Source organism: Micromonospora sp. C28ISP2-4 (genome assembly GCF_030519385.1).
Lineage (GTDB): Bacteria > Actinomycetota > Actinomycetes > Mycobacteriales > Micromonosporaceae > Micromonospora > Micromonospora tulbaghiae.
Genome location: NZ_JAUMKG010000002.1, coordinates 592,330 through 605,688, shown reverse-complemented (window position 1 = coordinate 605,688; position 13,359 = coordinate 592,330). Strand labels below are relative to the sequence as shown.

Below are 13,359 nucleotides of genomic sequence, written 5' to 3'. Positions count from 1 at the left end.
TGCGTTCCGGCCCGCCCCGGGTGCTCGTTCAGTCGCGGTGGTGCCGTCCGGTACGCAGCGAGCGGGCGTCGTCGGCGTTGTCGTCCGAGGCGAGGCCGGCGACCCAGTCCACGTACTCGTCATCGCCGGCGGCAACGGGCTCGGCCGTACGGTCGGCCGGCTCCGGGCCGGCCTTGGCCCCCCGGTTGCGGCGGAACAGACCGCGCAGAGGCTTCGACTTCCCGGCGGGCGCGTCGGCGTCGTCCGGTTCGGCGTGGCGCCCGCGCCGGGAGTCCGTCTCCGTCTCCGCCGAGACGGCCTCCGGCAGCGCGGCACCGGCCTCGGTGGGGACGGCCGCCTCCGGCTCCGGCCGGGCGACCGGCGCTGCGGTCCCCGCCTCCGGCCGGGACAGCGGCCCGGCGGGACGCGCGTTGGTCGCGAGGGCGTCCCAACCGGTGCTCGCGCCCGGCTCGGGCAGACCCCGGTGGCGGGGACGCGGCGCCGGTTCGGCCGGGACGTTCGACTCCGCGCCGTCCCGGGCCGGTGCGTCCGGTTCGGTGGTGGCGCGGTGCGGGCGGGCAGCCGGGGTGATCGGCCAGGCCGGGCGTACCTCGCCCGGCGCGCCTGTGACGTCCTCGAACATCGGGAACCGGGGCCGGGGCGACGGGGTGGGCGCCGGGTCGTCGAAGAAGAAGTTGCGTCCGGTACGCCCGGTCGGTGCGACCTCGTTCGAGCCAGCGGGGGAAGCCGGGCTGCCGAGGGAACCGGCCTGCGTGCCGGGGTCCGTGTGGCCCGGCGCCGAGGCGGGGCTCGCGTCGTCCCGGGCCGGGTTGGCGGACTGTGGGATCGGCGTGGTGTCCGGGGCCGGTCCGGTCCGCCCGCTCGCCGTCGGTGCGGCGTCGGTCTGCCCACTTGGCGTCGTCGGTGCGGTATCGGCCGGGCCGGATCCGGGGGCGGCCGGGCCGGTGGCGCGCGGTGCGGCCTTCGGGGTGCGGGCACGCCGGGAGCGGGTGGAGCGGCCCGTCGCGCCGGTGTCTCCGGCTGCTTCGGTTGGGAGCGCCGCGGTGGTGTCGCTGTCCGCGTCGGCCGTGACCGGTCCGACGTTCGTACGCGGGCCGGGAACGTGGCTCTCGGCGGTGTCGCCGGTGGCCGGTGACGTGCCCTCCGAGGTGGGGCCCGCACCGGCGCTCGGGGAGGTGGCGTCCGCGGCGGGGCGTGCGGCGGGTGGCGCCGGTCCGTCGGTCGTGGCGCCGGACCGACTGGCCCGGGTACGGCGCGGCCGGGTCACCCGTGGCGTGGTCGTCGGCGCTTCTGCTTCCGGGGCCGGTGCCGCTGCGGCATCGCCCGTCCCGGCTCCCGAGCCGGTGACCGAGGCGGCGGCGGAGACGACCTCGCTGTCGGCCGGGGTGACTGTCGGCCGCACGGACGCGCCGTCGCCGGGCCCGGAACCGGTAGCGGCCGGGTCGAGACTGGTAGCACTTTCCGTGGTGGCCGCCTCACCGGTGCTGTCCGGGCGCGCCGTGCCCGGACCCGGGTCCGGGTCGGGGCGGCCCGCGGCGAGGACGTCGATGGCCGAGGTACGGCGCCCCGGGGGCAGCAGGCCCGGCATGGGCTGGCCGTGGGTTGTCGTTTCGATGGTGGCCGGACGGTCGCCCGCCGGCTGATCGGCGGTGGACGGCCCCGCGACGGCCGGCTGATCGGCGGCGGGAAGATCGGTACCGCCCGGTGCCGATGTCGTGGCCGAGCCGCCGGGCTCCGGCCAGTTCCAGTGCGCCGGCGCGGCGGCGCCGCTCGTCACCGGCGGCGCGGGCGGGGCGGCCGGGACGCCCGGAGTGGACGAGTGCGGCAGCGGCGCGAGGATGTCGGTGGCCTCGACGGCGTCGGGATCACCGGCGGTGACCGGTCGGGGCAGCACAGTGGTGGCGGTCGAGCCGAGCGCACCGGCGATCACGGCGATCAGCGCGCCGTAGTAGGGCGCGACCTGATAGCGGTCGGTCGCCGAGCCGGGACCGGCGGTCAGGTAGGCGAACGCGACGAGCACCGGGCCGGCCGCCCCGGCCGCGCCGCCGACCAGCGGCGGCCATCCGGCCCGGCGGGCGAGTACGCCGACCGCCCCGCCGGCCAGCAGGGCGAGCACCGGCAGCAGCAGCATGGACAGGCGTTGCGCCGCCTCCGGATCGAGCCAGGAGGGTTCGAGGACGCCGAGCCGTACCGTGGCGAGCGGGCGGCTGGAGACGATCGTGGGTGCGACGGAGAGCAGCGCCAGCAGCCAGACGATCCCGGCGGTGATCGCCACGCCCCAGCCGAACGGCGGCTTGAGCAGTACGGCGATCGCGGCGCCCGCTCCGACCACCGCGCCGAGGGCGGCGCAGATGCCGGCGGCCCAGACCGGGTCGACGGATCCGCCCAGCTCGGCCGCGCGGGCCGGTTGCATGCACAGCGGGGCGACCACCATCGCGCCGAGCGCGCTGACGCCGGCGACGGAGAGCAGTTCGGTGGTGCCGCCCTGATCGTCGTCGCGGCGGGCGAAGCGCTCGGTGAGGACGGCTCCGGCGACCGTGGCGACAGCGGCGAACCAGCCGACCCAGACGAGCTGGGCGGGCCACCGGTTGACCGAGACGTCCACGAACGCGCCGTCGAGGCGTACGACTCCGAAGCCGTACGCGATGCCCAACTGGCCGGCCCCGGCCAGCACGCTCACGCCGAGCGCGGTGAGCAGCAGCCTGCCCCACGTCCGAAAGGCCATGTCGGGCACGTTACGGCCCGGTGCCCCCGATCGCCACCTTGCCGCCGCGCGGCGCGGCGAACCTGCCGGTGCGGCTACTTCAGCTCGACCAGGCGCGCGAGGTAGGTGGTGTCGCCGACGTTGGTGAGCATGTGCACCGCGCCCGGGTCGCGGTAGACCACGCCGCCGGTCGGCTCGTCGGCGTCGATCGTGGCGCCGTCGATCGTCTGCACCACGTTCTTGGCGCCCTGGATCGCCACCACCAGGTACGGGTGGTCGTGGCGGTGCAGCGGCTGCCGCTCACCCGGCTCCAGCCGGATGTGCCAGACGCGTACGCGGTCGTTCTCGTACACGATCTCCTGGCCCACCGGGCCGAGTTCGAGGTCGGCGGAGAGTTCGGTCATCGCGGTCCGTCCAGTTGGGGGAGCACCTCGGCGGCGATGAGCTCCACGTGGTCGAGGTCGTCGAAGTCGATCAGGCGCAGGTGCACCCGGGTGGCCCCGATCGCGGCGAACTCGCCGATCCGCTCGACGAGCTGGGCGGGGGAGCCGACCACCGGGTCCTCCGGCGGCAGCGCGCTCGTGACGTGCAGCGGCGCGGCCCGGCGCTGCGCCTCGGCGTCGGTGCGACCGATCGCCACCACGATGCCGGCGGAGAGCGTCAGCGGCGCGCGGCCGGAGGCGTCCCGCCCGGCGCGGTCGCACGCCTCCCGCACCCGCTCGTACGCGGCGGCGGTCTCGGCCACGCTCTTGAACGGCATGTTGAACTCGTCGGCGTAGCGGGCGGCCAGGTCGGGGGTGCGCTTCGGTCCCCGGCCGCCGACGATCACCGGCGGGCCGGGCTGCTGCACCGGCTTGGGCAGCGCGGGCGCGTCGACCAGCCGGTAGTGCTCACCGGTGAAGCTGTACGTCTCGTCGGACGGCGTGCGCCACAGCCCGGTGACGATCTCCAGTTGCTCGGCGAGCCGGTCGAAGCGCTCGCTCACCGGCGGGAACGGGATCCCGTACGCGGTGTGCTCGCGCTCGTACCATCCGGCGCCGATGCCCAGCTCGACCCGGCCGCCGCTCATCCGGTCGACCTGGGCGACCATGACCGCCAGCGGCCCGGGGAGCCGGAACGTGGCGGACGTGACCAGCGTGCCGAGCCGGATCCGGGAGGTCTCCCGGGCCAGCGCGGCGAGCGTCAGCCAGGCGTCGGTGGGGCCGGGCAGCGCCGGCTCGTCCCCCATGGCCCGGTAGTGGTCGGCCCGGAAGAAGCCCTCGAAGCCGGTCTCCTCGACCAGCCGGGCGAACCGGAGCTGGTCGTCGTAGTCCGCTCCGCGGTGGGGTTCGGTGAACACCGAGACCCGCATGGTCACCGCCCTCCCACGGGTACGCCCGGGCCGTCCCGTTCCATGAGCAGTTCGTGCAGCTCGGCGCTGATCCGCGCGACGTCGGCGAGGTGTTCGTGGCGGCCCAGGGTGCGGGGCCGGGGGACGTTCACCTCGACCACCTGGCGGATCCGGCCGGGGCGCGGGCTGAGCACGACGACCCGGTCGGCGAGCAGCACCGCCTCGTCGATCGAGTGGGTGACGAAGACGATCGTCGCCTTCGTCTCCATGTGCACCCGCTGGAGTTCGCCGGAGAGTTCCTCACGGGTGAGCGCGTCGAGCGCGGAGAACGGCTCGTCCATGAGCATCACCCGGGGCGAGCCGATCAGCGACCGGCACAGCGACACGCGCTGCTGCATGCCGCCGGACAACTCGTGCGGGAGGCGCTTCTCGAAGCCGCCCAGCCCGGCCATCTCCAGCAGCTTGCGGGCCCGGTCGCGGTGCTCGGCACGGCGCCAGCCGAAGATCTCCACCGGCAGCAGCACGTTGTCCAGCACGGAGCGCCAGGGCAGCAACGCCGGCCGCTGGAACAGCATCGCCACGTCGCGGCGGGGTTTCGTGATCGGCGTGCCGCCGACCGTGATCTCGCCGCCGGTGACCGGCAGCAGGCCGGCGATCATGCGCAGCAGCGTGGACTTGCCGCAGCCGGATCGGCCGAGGACGGCGACGAACTCGCCTTCGGCGACGTCGAGGTCGATGCCGCGCAACGCCTCCACCCGCCCCGAACGGCCGTCGAAGGTGCGGGACACCCCGGACAGTCGGATCATCTCCCGCCGGCTCCCTTCCACGTCGTCCCCAATGCGAGCCGGGCTAGCGTAGCGGACGGTGCTTATAGCACTGTCCGGGGTGGACGTCAGTCCGCTTTCCGTCACGCAACTTCGTTTCCGTTCCGCAACCGGGACGGCGGCGGCAGGTCATCTGCCTTCTCGTACGCTGTTGCGCGCGAAGAGTCCCCTGACGACGGTCCAGTCGGCCGAACCCACGTGCCGACCCCGTCGGACCCACGACCCGACCGGAGAAGAAGTCCTGGTCGGAAAGGACATGGTGCACTGATGAGAAGGCTGACCCGTACGGTCGCCGCCGCGGCTCTGGCCACCGCCCTCGCCCTGGTGGGCGGCTGCAGCAGCGACTCGGAGAAGTCCGAGAGCGGCGGCGGCAACGGCGCGGCGCTGGAGAAGGTGACGTACCTCACCTCGTTCGGCAACTTCGGGCGTGACTCCTACGCCTGGGTGGCGAAGGACAAGGGCTTCTTCAAGGAGGCCGGTTTCGACGTCGACATCAAGCCCGGTCAGGGCACCGGCTCCGTGATCCAGACCATCACCGGTGGCCAGGCCGACTTCGGCCCGATCGACCTGACCGGTGGCATCCTCCAGCTCGGCAACGGCCAGGCGAAGGACTTCGTGGCGGTGGCCGCGATCCAGCAGCGCACCATGGCCGCCATCGTCACGGTCGAGGGCAAGAACATCGCCACCCCGAAGGACCTCGAGGGCAAGAAGCTCGCCGACACCCCGACGTCCGTCGTGCGTAACCTCTTCCCGACGTACGCCCGGCTCGCCGGCATCGACGGCAGCAAGGTGACCTGGGTCAACGGCGAGGCGCAGGGCCTCATCGGCATGCTCGGCTCGGGCACCGTGGACGGCATCGGCCAGTTCGTCGTCGGCCAGCCGACGGTGGAGACGGTGACCAAGAAGAAGCCGGTCATCCTGCCGTACAGCAACGTGATGCAGGACCTCTACGGCAACGCGCTGATCACGTCCTCGAAGATCGCCAAGGAGAAGCCGGAGATGGTGAAGAAGTTCACCGCCGCGCTGCTCAAGGGCCTGGAGTACTCGCTCGCCAACCCGGACGAGGCAGCCGAGATCCTGAAGAAGAACGTGCCGGCCGCCGTCCCGGCCGCGGCCTCCGCCGAGCTTCAGCTGATGGCCGCGTACGTCCGGTCGAGCAACTCCGGCACCGCGATCGGCACGCTGGACAGCGGCCGGGTGGCCAAGAGCATCGCGCTGCTCCAGGGCGCCGGTGCGCTCAAGCAGAACCTGACCCCGGACCAGATCATCGACTTCGACCTCGCGCCGAAGGCCTGACCGGCCCGCTCGGGCCAACGGGGGTGCGACCCGCCGGACACCCCGGTGGGCGCACCCCCTTCGCGTGCCGCCGGTCACGTCGGCCGGCGCAGAGAGGAGACACACGTTGACACAGTCGACCGAGGCCCGGCCGGAGGCACCGCCGCGTCCGGCGGTCCGGCGCGGGATCGCCGTACGCCCGGCGGCGGTCGGGTTGCCGGCGCTGGGCCTGGTGATCGCGGTGGCGGCCTGGTGGCTGGTCACCTCGGGCCTGAACCTGGTGCACCCGGCCGCGCTGCCTCCGCCGCAGGCGGTGGGGAAGTCCCTGGCCGGCACCACCGACGTGCTGCTGCCCGCGCTGGGCATCACGACCTGGATGACCCTGTTCGGCTTCCTGCTCTCGTCGGTGGCCGGGGTGCTGATCGGGATGGCGCTGGCCGCCTCCCGGCGGGTGGAGCGGATGTTCGCGCCGTTGCTGGTGGCGGTGAACGCGGTCCCGAAGATCGCGTTCGGGCCGCTGCTGGTGGTGGCCGTGGGCTGGGGGCAGAAACCCATCCTGACCATGGTGTTCCTGCTCTGCTTCTTCCCGATCGTGCTCTCCACCGCGACCGGGCTGACCACGACCCCGGCGGATCTGGCGGAGCTGGGCCGGTCGCTCAACGCCTCGTGGTGGCAGTCGTTCCGCAAGGTGCGCTTCCCGGCGGCGCTGCCGCAGATCTTCGTCGGGCTCAAGGTGGCGATGCCGCTGGCCGCGATCGGCGCGGTGATCGGGGAGTTCTACTCCGACCGCCCGGGCCTGGGTTACCAGATCCTCCAGTACAACGGCGTCGGCGACACCGCGACCGCCTGGGCGGCGATCGTGCTGGTGGCGCTCATGAGCATCGTGCTCTACGCCGTGCTGAGCCTGATCGAGCGCCTTGCCCTGCCCTGGGTGCGGGCCACCACCTCAGCCCGCTGAGAGCCCCGACAAGAGAACCCGACGTCGACCGAACACCCGGAGGAAAGCTCAACCCACGGGCGGCGGCCGACCAGGACAGTGTGGGCCCCGGCGCAACCGGCGGAGGGATCAAGCCTGACCGCCCGGAGCCGGTTGTGCCGGGGCCCACACCCACAGCGAGAACCGATCAGCCAGCGAGCCGCCAGCGACCACCACGAGCCACCAGCGTCGTCAACGCCTGCGGCATCAACCCGGAGTGGTTGTCCGGCGTCATCCGGATCGGGCCGGACAGCCCGTCGAGCTGCGAGGTCTCCAGCACGTCGCGCAGCGCCTCCCGGTCGACCTTGCCCGGCTCGCCGCCCGCCCGCTGCTCGGCGTCGGCGATCAACTGGACCGCGTCGGCCGCGAACGAGGAGAAGCCGTTGTAGCCGCCGAACCGGGCGGTGTAGTCCTGGAACCACTGCCGCCGCGCGGCCTTCGCCGGGGTGGTGGCGATGACGTCGTCGATCACCATGGTCTGGGTGAAGATCAGCGTCGCCTCGTCCGTGGAGCGGGCCGACGGGCCCAGGAAGAGGTCACCGGCGGCCGTGGCGTCGAAGAACAGCGACCCGCGGAACTTGCTCTGCCGGGCGGTGGTGGCGGCGAGCATCGCCTGCTCCGGCGTGGTCCACAGGACCAGTGCCTGCGGCTTGCCGGCGATCAGGTCGTTGATCTGCGTGCCGACCTCGGTGTCGGTGACCCGCACCGACTCGTTGCCGACCAGCTTGACCGGGGTCTTGCTCAGTTCGCGGCGCAGGGCGGCGAGCCCTTCCTGGCCGTAGCCCTCGGCGCTGTGCAGCAACGCCACCTTGCGGATGTTGCGCCGGTCCAGTTCGCCGGCGAGCGCGGCGGCGCTGTCGGTGGCGTTCGGGGCGAGCTTGAAGACATATCGGCGCTCGGCCACCGGCTCGGTGATGGCGCTCGACGAACCCAGTGCGATCGTCGGAATACGCTTCTCACCGATCGTGCGGGCCGCGCCGACGGCGCATTCGTTGCAACCGCCCATGATGACGGCGCTCACGCGTGAGTCACCGCTGAAATCATTGATGTTCCGCAAGGATTCCGCGGCGTCCGAGCGGTTGTCCTTGACCCGCAGATCGATCTTCCGGCCGCCCAGTGCGCCGGAGGCGTTCAACTGCTCGACCTTCAGCTGCAGAGCCCGTTGGTAGACCTTGCCGACGGGTGCCGAGGCGCCGGAGAGTTCCAGGTCGGCGGCGATCACGATGGGGCTGGTGTCCTGCGGTTCCCCGCCGATCCCGCAGCCGGTGAGCGTGGTGGCCAGCACGGCCGATGCGAGCACCGCGATGCTCGCGGAGCGGATGGGGCTCAACTCAGTCCTCCAGGTGCGGCGCGGGTCGACGCCCGATCACCGCCGCTCGTCCGTCCTCAGTGGAGGAACGGGATTGGTTTGCCGTACGGTGTGCGCGAAGCCTGCAAAACCTTGCCAATGCCGAGGCCTGTGGTCAAGCCGGGCTGACGAGTGCTGTTTCGGGACAGCCATCCCACATGCTGGGGACGCGGAACATTAGCTGACAATTACTGCACAGAAGCGCGTGACCACTCTGGAGTGACATCCCCTGATCAGGGGGTTGGAGAAAAGAAGGTATTAGGTGATCGGATCCCGGGATGCGTCGGCCGCGACCGTTTCCTGCCTCACTGCGGCTTCCCAAACAGGATCTCGTCTGATGAAATCGCGGCCGTGCCGCGCGTGGCGGTGGCCGCTGCACCAGGCACGGGTCAGCGGGTCGCGCGTGGAAGAAACGACGGAGGCGATGTCGTGAGCACCGGACCTACGACCCTGCCCGGGAGCCCCAACGCCGAACAGCCGAACCGGCGTCGGCGCCTGCCCAGGCTGCGCGACGCGCGGATCCGCTCCAAGCTCGCCCTCATCCTGGTCGTTCCGGTCGCAGCTGTCATCGCGCTGGCAACTATCCGACTCATCTCGGTCGGCCAGGGCGCGTACGAGGCGGACCAGGTCCGGTCGCTGAGCGCGGTGTCGGTCGACATCTCGGCGCTCACCCAGGACCTGCACAAGGAGCGGATGGCGGCGGCGGTCTTCCTGGCCGACCCGAACCAGAAGCCGGACGCGTACAACCTGCGGGTACGCCAGACCGACGAGCGCATCGCGGCGTACCAGGAGGAGCGGGCCAAGCTCGGCGACGTGACGAGTGCGATCAGCAACCAGCTCAAGGTGATCGACGCCCACCTGTCCACGTTGAACGGCACCCGCCAGGAGGTGCTGGACCGGTTGCAGATGCCGGTGGCCGAGGCGAGCCTGCGCTACGGCATCGTGCTGGACGACCTGGTCGCGTACAGCGACGCGCTGGCCCAGCAGACGGGCGCGGACAGCCTGGCCGACGCCCGCCGCGCGGTGGCCGCGTTCGCCCACGCCAAGGCCGAGGTGGCCGAGGAGCAGGCGGTGGCCTTCACCGCCCTCGACGGCGGCCAGATCGACGAGGAGCAGTTCTCGTCCTTCGTGGCCACGCTCACCGGTCAGCAGGAGGCGCTGCTCACCTTCTCCCGGACCGCGACGCCGAGCCAGCGGGCACTGGTGGACCGCACCGTCTCCGGTGACGCCGTCCAGCTCGCCGACCGGGTCGCCGGCGACATCTCCCGGTCGATCGGCCGTCCCTCGCTGGTCACCCGCGACGAGGCGTCCGCCGCCATCGGCGCGGTCGACGACCTGATGCGGTGGGCCGAGATCCAGCTCCTGGACGAGATGCTGGCCGGCGCCGACGAGGTACGCGCCGACGTGATCCGGCAGGCGATCGTGGAGAGCCTGCTCGTGCTGCTCACGCTCGCGGTCGCGGTGACGCTCGCCGTGGTGCTCGCCCGCTCGCTCAACGACTCGCTGCGCCGGCTGCGCGAGGGCGCGCTCGCGGTGGCCAACCACGACCTGCCGGACGCGGTGAGCCGGCTCCAGAACGTGAACGCCATCGGCGACGGCGGTGTGGACGAGATCGTCCAGCAGGTACGGGACCCGATCAAGCTGAGCAACCGCGACGAGGTCGGTCAGGTGGCGGTGGCCTTCAACGTGGTCCACCGGGAGGCGGTCCGGGTCGCCGCCGAGCAGGCCGCGCTGCGGACGAGCGTCTCGGCGATGTTCCTCAACCTGGCCCGCCGCTCGCAGAGCCTGGTCGACCGCATGATCGGTGAGCTGGACGCGATCGAGCGTTCCGAGGAGGACCCGAAGCGGCTGGCGCAGCTGTTCGAGCTGGACCACCTGGCCACCCGAATGCGCCGTAACGACGAGAACCTGCTGGTGCTCGCCGGCGCCGACTCGGCCGTGCCGCGTCGCGACGACGCGCTCCTGGTCGACGTGCTGCGCGCCGCGCAGTCCGAGGTCGAGCTCTACAACCGGATCGAGTTCGGCACCGTCGACACCGACATCTCGGTCGCCGCGCACGCCGTCAACGACGTCGTCCGGCTGGTCGCCGAGCTGCTCGACAACGCCACCCGGTTCTCGCCGCCGAACACCACGGTGGTGGCCGACGGCCGCCGGATCCGCGACTACGTGCTGATCCAGATCGAGGACCGCGGTCTGGGTCTCAGCGACGACCAGCTCGACTCGCTCAACCGGCGCCTGGCCGCGCCGCCGACCGTCGACGTGGCCGCGTTCCGGCTGATGGGTCTGGCCGTGGTGAGCCGGCTCGCCTCCCGGTACGGGATCCGGGTCGAGCTGCGCCGCAACGTCGAGGGCGGCACCGTCGCCCAGGTCACGCTGCCGAACTCGACAGTGGTGCTGCCGGCCAACCGGGGCCAGGCCCCGCTGACCCGGCCGCGTCAGCCGCTCGCCGTCGAGCAGTCGCCGCTCAGCCAGGCCGGCGCCGCCGACGCGCTGGCCGGTGCCGGCCGGGGCGCGGCCACCGCGACGCTCGCCGACGGGTGGCGCGGCGCGACCACCGCACCGCCGTCCCGGTGGCAGACGCCCGGCGAGACGCGCGACACCACTCCCGCCGTACAGCTGGGTGGGGCGACCGGCGCGCTGCCCACAGTGGCGGGCGCCCCGGTGGCCGCGGCGCCCGCCACCGCACCGGCTCCGGTCTCCGGAGCGGGCTGGTCGGCCGGGGGACCGACTGTGGCGTACCCGGCGCTCGACCCGCTGCCCAAGCGGACGCCGGGTGTCGAGACCGCGCAACCCGCGACCCAGGCCGCACCTCCGGCCTACCAGCCGCTCGCCGCGGCGCCGGCGGTGGAGAGCACCCCGGCGACGCCGGTGGTGGCCCGGCCCGAGCAGCGGGCCGAGGCGCCGATATTCCGTGAGATGGAGGCGGTCTGGTTCCGTTCGCACGGAGAGGACGAGACCACCATCTTCACCCGTCCCACGTTCGACGAGCCGCCCGCGCCGGCGCAGCCGGCCGTGGCGCCCCCCGCGGCGTCGGCTCGTCCGAAGCTGCCCACCCGCACCCCCGGGGCCCAGGCGGCGGGGCTGACCACGCCGCCCGCGTACAGCCCGCCGGAGGTGCCGTCCACGCCGCCGGCGGCCGCGACGCCGCCCCCGGCGCCACCCGCACCCGCGCCCGCGCCGTCGATCGACCCGGAGGCCTGGCGTACGGCGGCCGACGAGGGCTGGTCGCGGGCCAGCCGTGCCGCGGAGCCCACCACCGGCGGCACCACCCGCTCCGGCCTGCCCAAGCGGGTGCCACAGGCCCAGCTCGTGCCCGGCGGGATAGAGCCGAAGAGCGGCCGGGACCGCAGCCGGCGCACGCCGGACGAGGTACGGGGTCTGCTCTCCGCCTACCACCGTGGCGTCCAGCGGGGCCGTACGGCCGGCGCCGACCTGAACAGCACCTCGACCAAGGAGACGAACCGATGAACAGGCCGGCGGCCATGCAGGACATGGGGTGGCTTCTCACCAACTTCGCCGACAGCGTTGCGGGCATCGCGCACGTGGTGGCGGTGTCCGCGGACGGGCTGCTGCTCGCCTCCTCCCGGGACCTGCCCGGCGACCGGGCCGACCAGCTCGCCGCGATCACCTCCGGCGTGGTGAGCCTGACCGAGGGCGCGGCGCGGATGTTCAGCGCCGGCGGAGTGTTGCAGACCGTGATCGAGATGGACAGCGGCTACCTGTTCCTGATGTCCATCAGCGACGGTTCGTCGATGGCCGTGCTCGCGGCGCGCAGCTGCGACGTCGGCCAGGTGGGTTACGAGATGGCGCTGCTGGTGGAGCGGGTCGGCCAGGCACTGGTTCCGCTGCCGAGGGACGCGGTCCGGTCCTGATCGGACGGGAGAGCTGATGACCGGAGCCGGTACGGCTCCGAACGAGGGGAGGTGATCGCGAGATGGACCCGCGACGTGATCCACGTGGCGCGCTGGTGCGGCCGTACGCGGTCACCCGGGGCCGTACCGAGCCGTTGCAGAACATCGCGCTCGAAGCGGTGCTGTCGAGCACGCCTACGCAGTCGGCCGAGGCGCGCTTCGCCGGGCACGACAAGTACCGCATCTCCTCGGTCTGTGAGGGCCGGGCGCAGTCGCTTGCGGAAATCGCCGCTTACACCCGGATGCCGCTGGGCGTCACCCGGGTGCTGGTCGCCGACATGGTGGCCGAGGGCCTGCTGACGCTACACACTGCCGCTCCCGCGACGGGTTTCGCGGCGCGGATGAACCTGCTTGGAAGGGTGCTAAGTGGACTTCGCGAACTATGACCCCGACGGGGTGAACCGCGGCCGGGAGATCATCTCCGCGAAGATCGTGATCGCGGGTGGCTTCGGCGTGGGCAAGACCACGCTCGTCGGGGCGATCTCCGAGATCCAGCCGCTGACCACCGAGGCGCTGATGACAGCGGCGGGCGTGGGCATCGACGACGCGTCGAAGGTGCCGGGCAAGGAGACCACCACGGTCGCCATGGACTTCGGCCGCATCACCATGGCCGAGGACCTGATCCTCTACCTGTTCGGCACACCGGGCCAGACCCGCTTCTGGTTCATGTGGGACGAGATCATCCGGGGCGCGGTGGGCGCTGCGGTGCTGGTGGACACCCGCCGGATCACCGACGCGTTCGCGCCGCTGGACTACTTCGAGAACCGCAAGCTGCCGTACGTGGTGGCGTTGAACCGCTTCGGCGACGCGCCGCACTACGAGCTGGAGGAGGTCCGGGAGGCGCTCGCCATCTCCCCGGACGTGCCGATGGTCCTGTGCGACGCCCGCCAGCGGGACTCGGTCAAGCAGGTGCTGGTCACCGTGGTCGAGCACGCGATGCTCCGCCTCCAGGCCGAGCACGGCTACCCGGCCTCGGTCGGCTGACCGCCTG

11 protein-coding genes are annotated in these 13,359 nt (G+C 72.7%); 6 read left to right on the top strand and 5 right to left on the bottom strand.

Annotated elements, in window-relative coordinates; translation table 11 throughout:
* Positions 1-28: 28 nt before the first annotated feature.
* The 4 genes from Q3W68_RS11550 to Q3W68_RS11535 all read right to left on the bottom strand — a co-directional run bounded on the left by Q3W68_RS11550 (position 29) and on the right by Q3W68_RS11535 (position 4,840).
* The gene (locus tag Q3W68_RS11550) at positions 29-2,725 is read right to left on the bottom strand and encodes a hypothetical protein (protein ID WP_302905419.1); all 2,697 of its coding nucleotides are present in this window, start codon (positions 2,723-2,725) and stop codon (positions 29-31) included.
* 74 nt (positions 2,726-2,799) lie between these two features.
* Positions 2,800-3,108: a cupin gene (locus Q3W68_RS11545; protein WP_073828925.1), complete on the bottom strand. Its 309-nt coding sequence runs from the start codon at positions 3,106-3,108 to the stop codon at positions 2,800-2,802.
* Positions 3,105-4,055 carry an LLM class F420-dependent oxidoreductase gene (locus Q3W68_RS11540; protein ID WP_302905693.1) on the bottom strand — a complete coding sequence of 317 codons (951 nt, stop codon included), beginning with the start codon at positions 4,053-4,055 and terminating at the stop codon, positions 3,105-3,107. The genes Q3W68_RS11545 and Q3W68_RS11540 overlap by 4 nt, the downstream gene beginning before the upstream one ends.
* Positions 4,056-4,057: 2 nt before the next feature.
* Positions 4,058-4,840 carry an ABC transporter ATP-binding protein gene (locus tag Q3W68_RS11535; RefSeq protein WP_252449605.1) on the bottom strand — a complete coding sequence of 261 codons (783 nt, stop codon included), beginning with the start codon at positions 4,838-4,840 and terminating at the stop codon, positions 4,058-4,060.
* Positions 4,841-5,125: 285 nt separating this feature from the next.
* On the opposite strand from Q3W68_RS11535, the gene Q3W68_RS11530 reads away from it, so the two are divergent.
* Both Q3W68_RS11530 and Q3W68_RS11525 read left to right on the top strand, forming a co-directional pair.
* Positions 5,126-6,154, top strand: coding sequence for an ABC transporter substrate-binding protein (locus Q3W68_RS11530; protein ID WP_302905418.1), 1,029 nt, complete (start codon positions 5,126-5,128; stop codon positions 6,152-6,154).
* 166 nt (positions 6,155-6,320) lie between these two features.
* On the top strand, positions 6,321-7,091 hold the full coding sequence (locus Q3W68_RS11525) for an ABC transporter permease (protein WP_302905692.1): 771 nt from the start codon (positions 6,321-6,323) through the stop codon (positions 7,089-7,091).
* A 166-nt stretch (positions 7,092-7,257) separates the two neighbouring features.
* Here Q3W68_RS11525 and Q3W68_RS11520 read toward each other — a convergent pair whose 3' ends face one another.
* The gene (locus Q3W68_RS11520; RefSeq protein ID WP_302905417.1) at positions 7,258-8,439 is read right to left on the bottom strand and encodes an ABC transporter substrate-binding protein; all 1,182 of its coding nucleotides are present in this window, start codon (positions 8,437-8,439) and stop codon (positions 7,258-7,260) included.
* Between the two features lie 447 nt (positions 8,440-8,886).
* On the opposite strand from Q3W68_RS11520, the gene Q3W68_RS11515 reads away from it, so the two are divergent.
* The 4 genes from Q3W68_RS11515 (at position 8,887) to Q3W68_RS11500 (ending at position 13,352) form a co-directional block, all read left to right on the top strand.
* Positions 8,887-11,925 (top strand): sensor histidine kinase, encoded by a 3,039-nt coding sequence (locus tag Q3W68_RS11515; RefSeq protein ID WP_302905416.1) that lies wholly within the window; start codon positions 8,887-8,889, stop codon positions 11,923-11,925.
* A complete protein-coding gene (locus tag Q3W68_RS11510) occupies positions 11,922-12,329 on the top strand; it encodes a roadblock/LC7 domain-containing protein (protein ID WP_013288588.1) in 408 nt (135 codons plus the stop codon). The genes Q3W68_RS11515 and Q3W68_RS11510 overlap by 4 nt, the downstream gene beginning before the upstream one ends.
* Positions 12,330-12,391: 62 nt before the next feature.
* Positions 12,392-12,754, top strand: coding sequence for a DUF742 domain-containing protein (locus tag Q3W68_RS11505; RefSeq protein WP_013288587.1), 363 nt, complete (start codon positions 12,392-12,394; stop codon positions 12,752-12,754).
* Positions 12,735-13,352, top strand: coding sequence for an ATP/GTP-binding protein (locus Q3W68_RS11500; protein ID WP_013288586.1), 618 nt, complete (start codon positions 12,735-12,737; stop codon positions 13,350-13,352). The genes Q3W68_RS11505 and Q3W68_RS11500 overlap by 20 nt, the downstream gene beginning before the upstream one ends.
* Positions 13,353-13,359: the final 7 nt, after the last annotated feature.

What these genes read in the sequence shown, in the direction of transcription:
- Q3W68_RS11550 (WP_302905419.1), bottom strand. Translation starts at nt 2,725, where the DNA reads ATGGCCTTTCGGACGTGGGGCAGGCTGCTGCTCACCGCGCTCGGCGTG.
- Q3W68_RS11510 (WP_013288588.1), top strand. Translation starts at nt 11,922, where the DNA reads ATGAACAGGCCGGCGGCCATGCAGGACATGGGGTGGCTTCTCACCAAC.
- Q3W68_RS11530 (WP_302905418.1), top strand. Translation starts at nt 5,126, where the DNA reads ATGAGAAGGCTGACCCGTACGGTCGCCGCCGCGGCTCTGGCCACCGCC.
- Q3W68_RS11505 (WP_013288587.1), top strand. Translation starts at nt 12,392, where the DNA reads ATGGACCCGCGACGTGATCCACGTGGCGCGCTGGTGCGGCCGTACGCG.
- Q3W68_RS11540 (WP_302905693.1), bottom strand. Translation starts at nt 4,055, where the DNA reads ATGCGGGTCTCGGTGTTCACCGAACCCCACCGCGGAGCGGACTACGAC.
- Q3W68_RS11545 (WP_073828925.1), bottom strand. Translation starts at nt 3,108, where the DNA reads ATGACCGAACTCTCCGCCGACCTCGAACTCGGCCCGGTGGGCCAGGAG.
- Q3W68_RS11535 (WP_252449605.1), bottom strand. Translation starts at nt 4,840, where the DNA reads ATGATCCGACTGTCCGGGGTGTCCCGCACCTTCGACGGCCGTTCGGGG.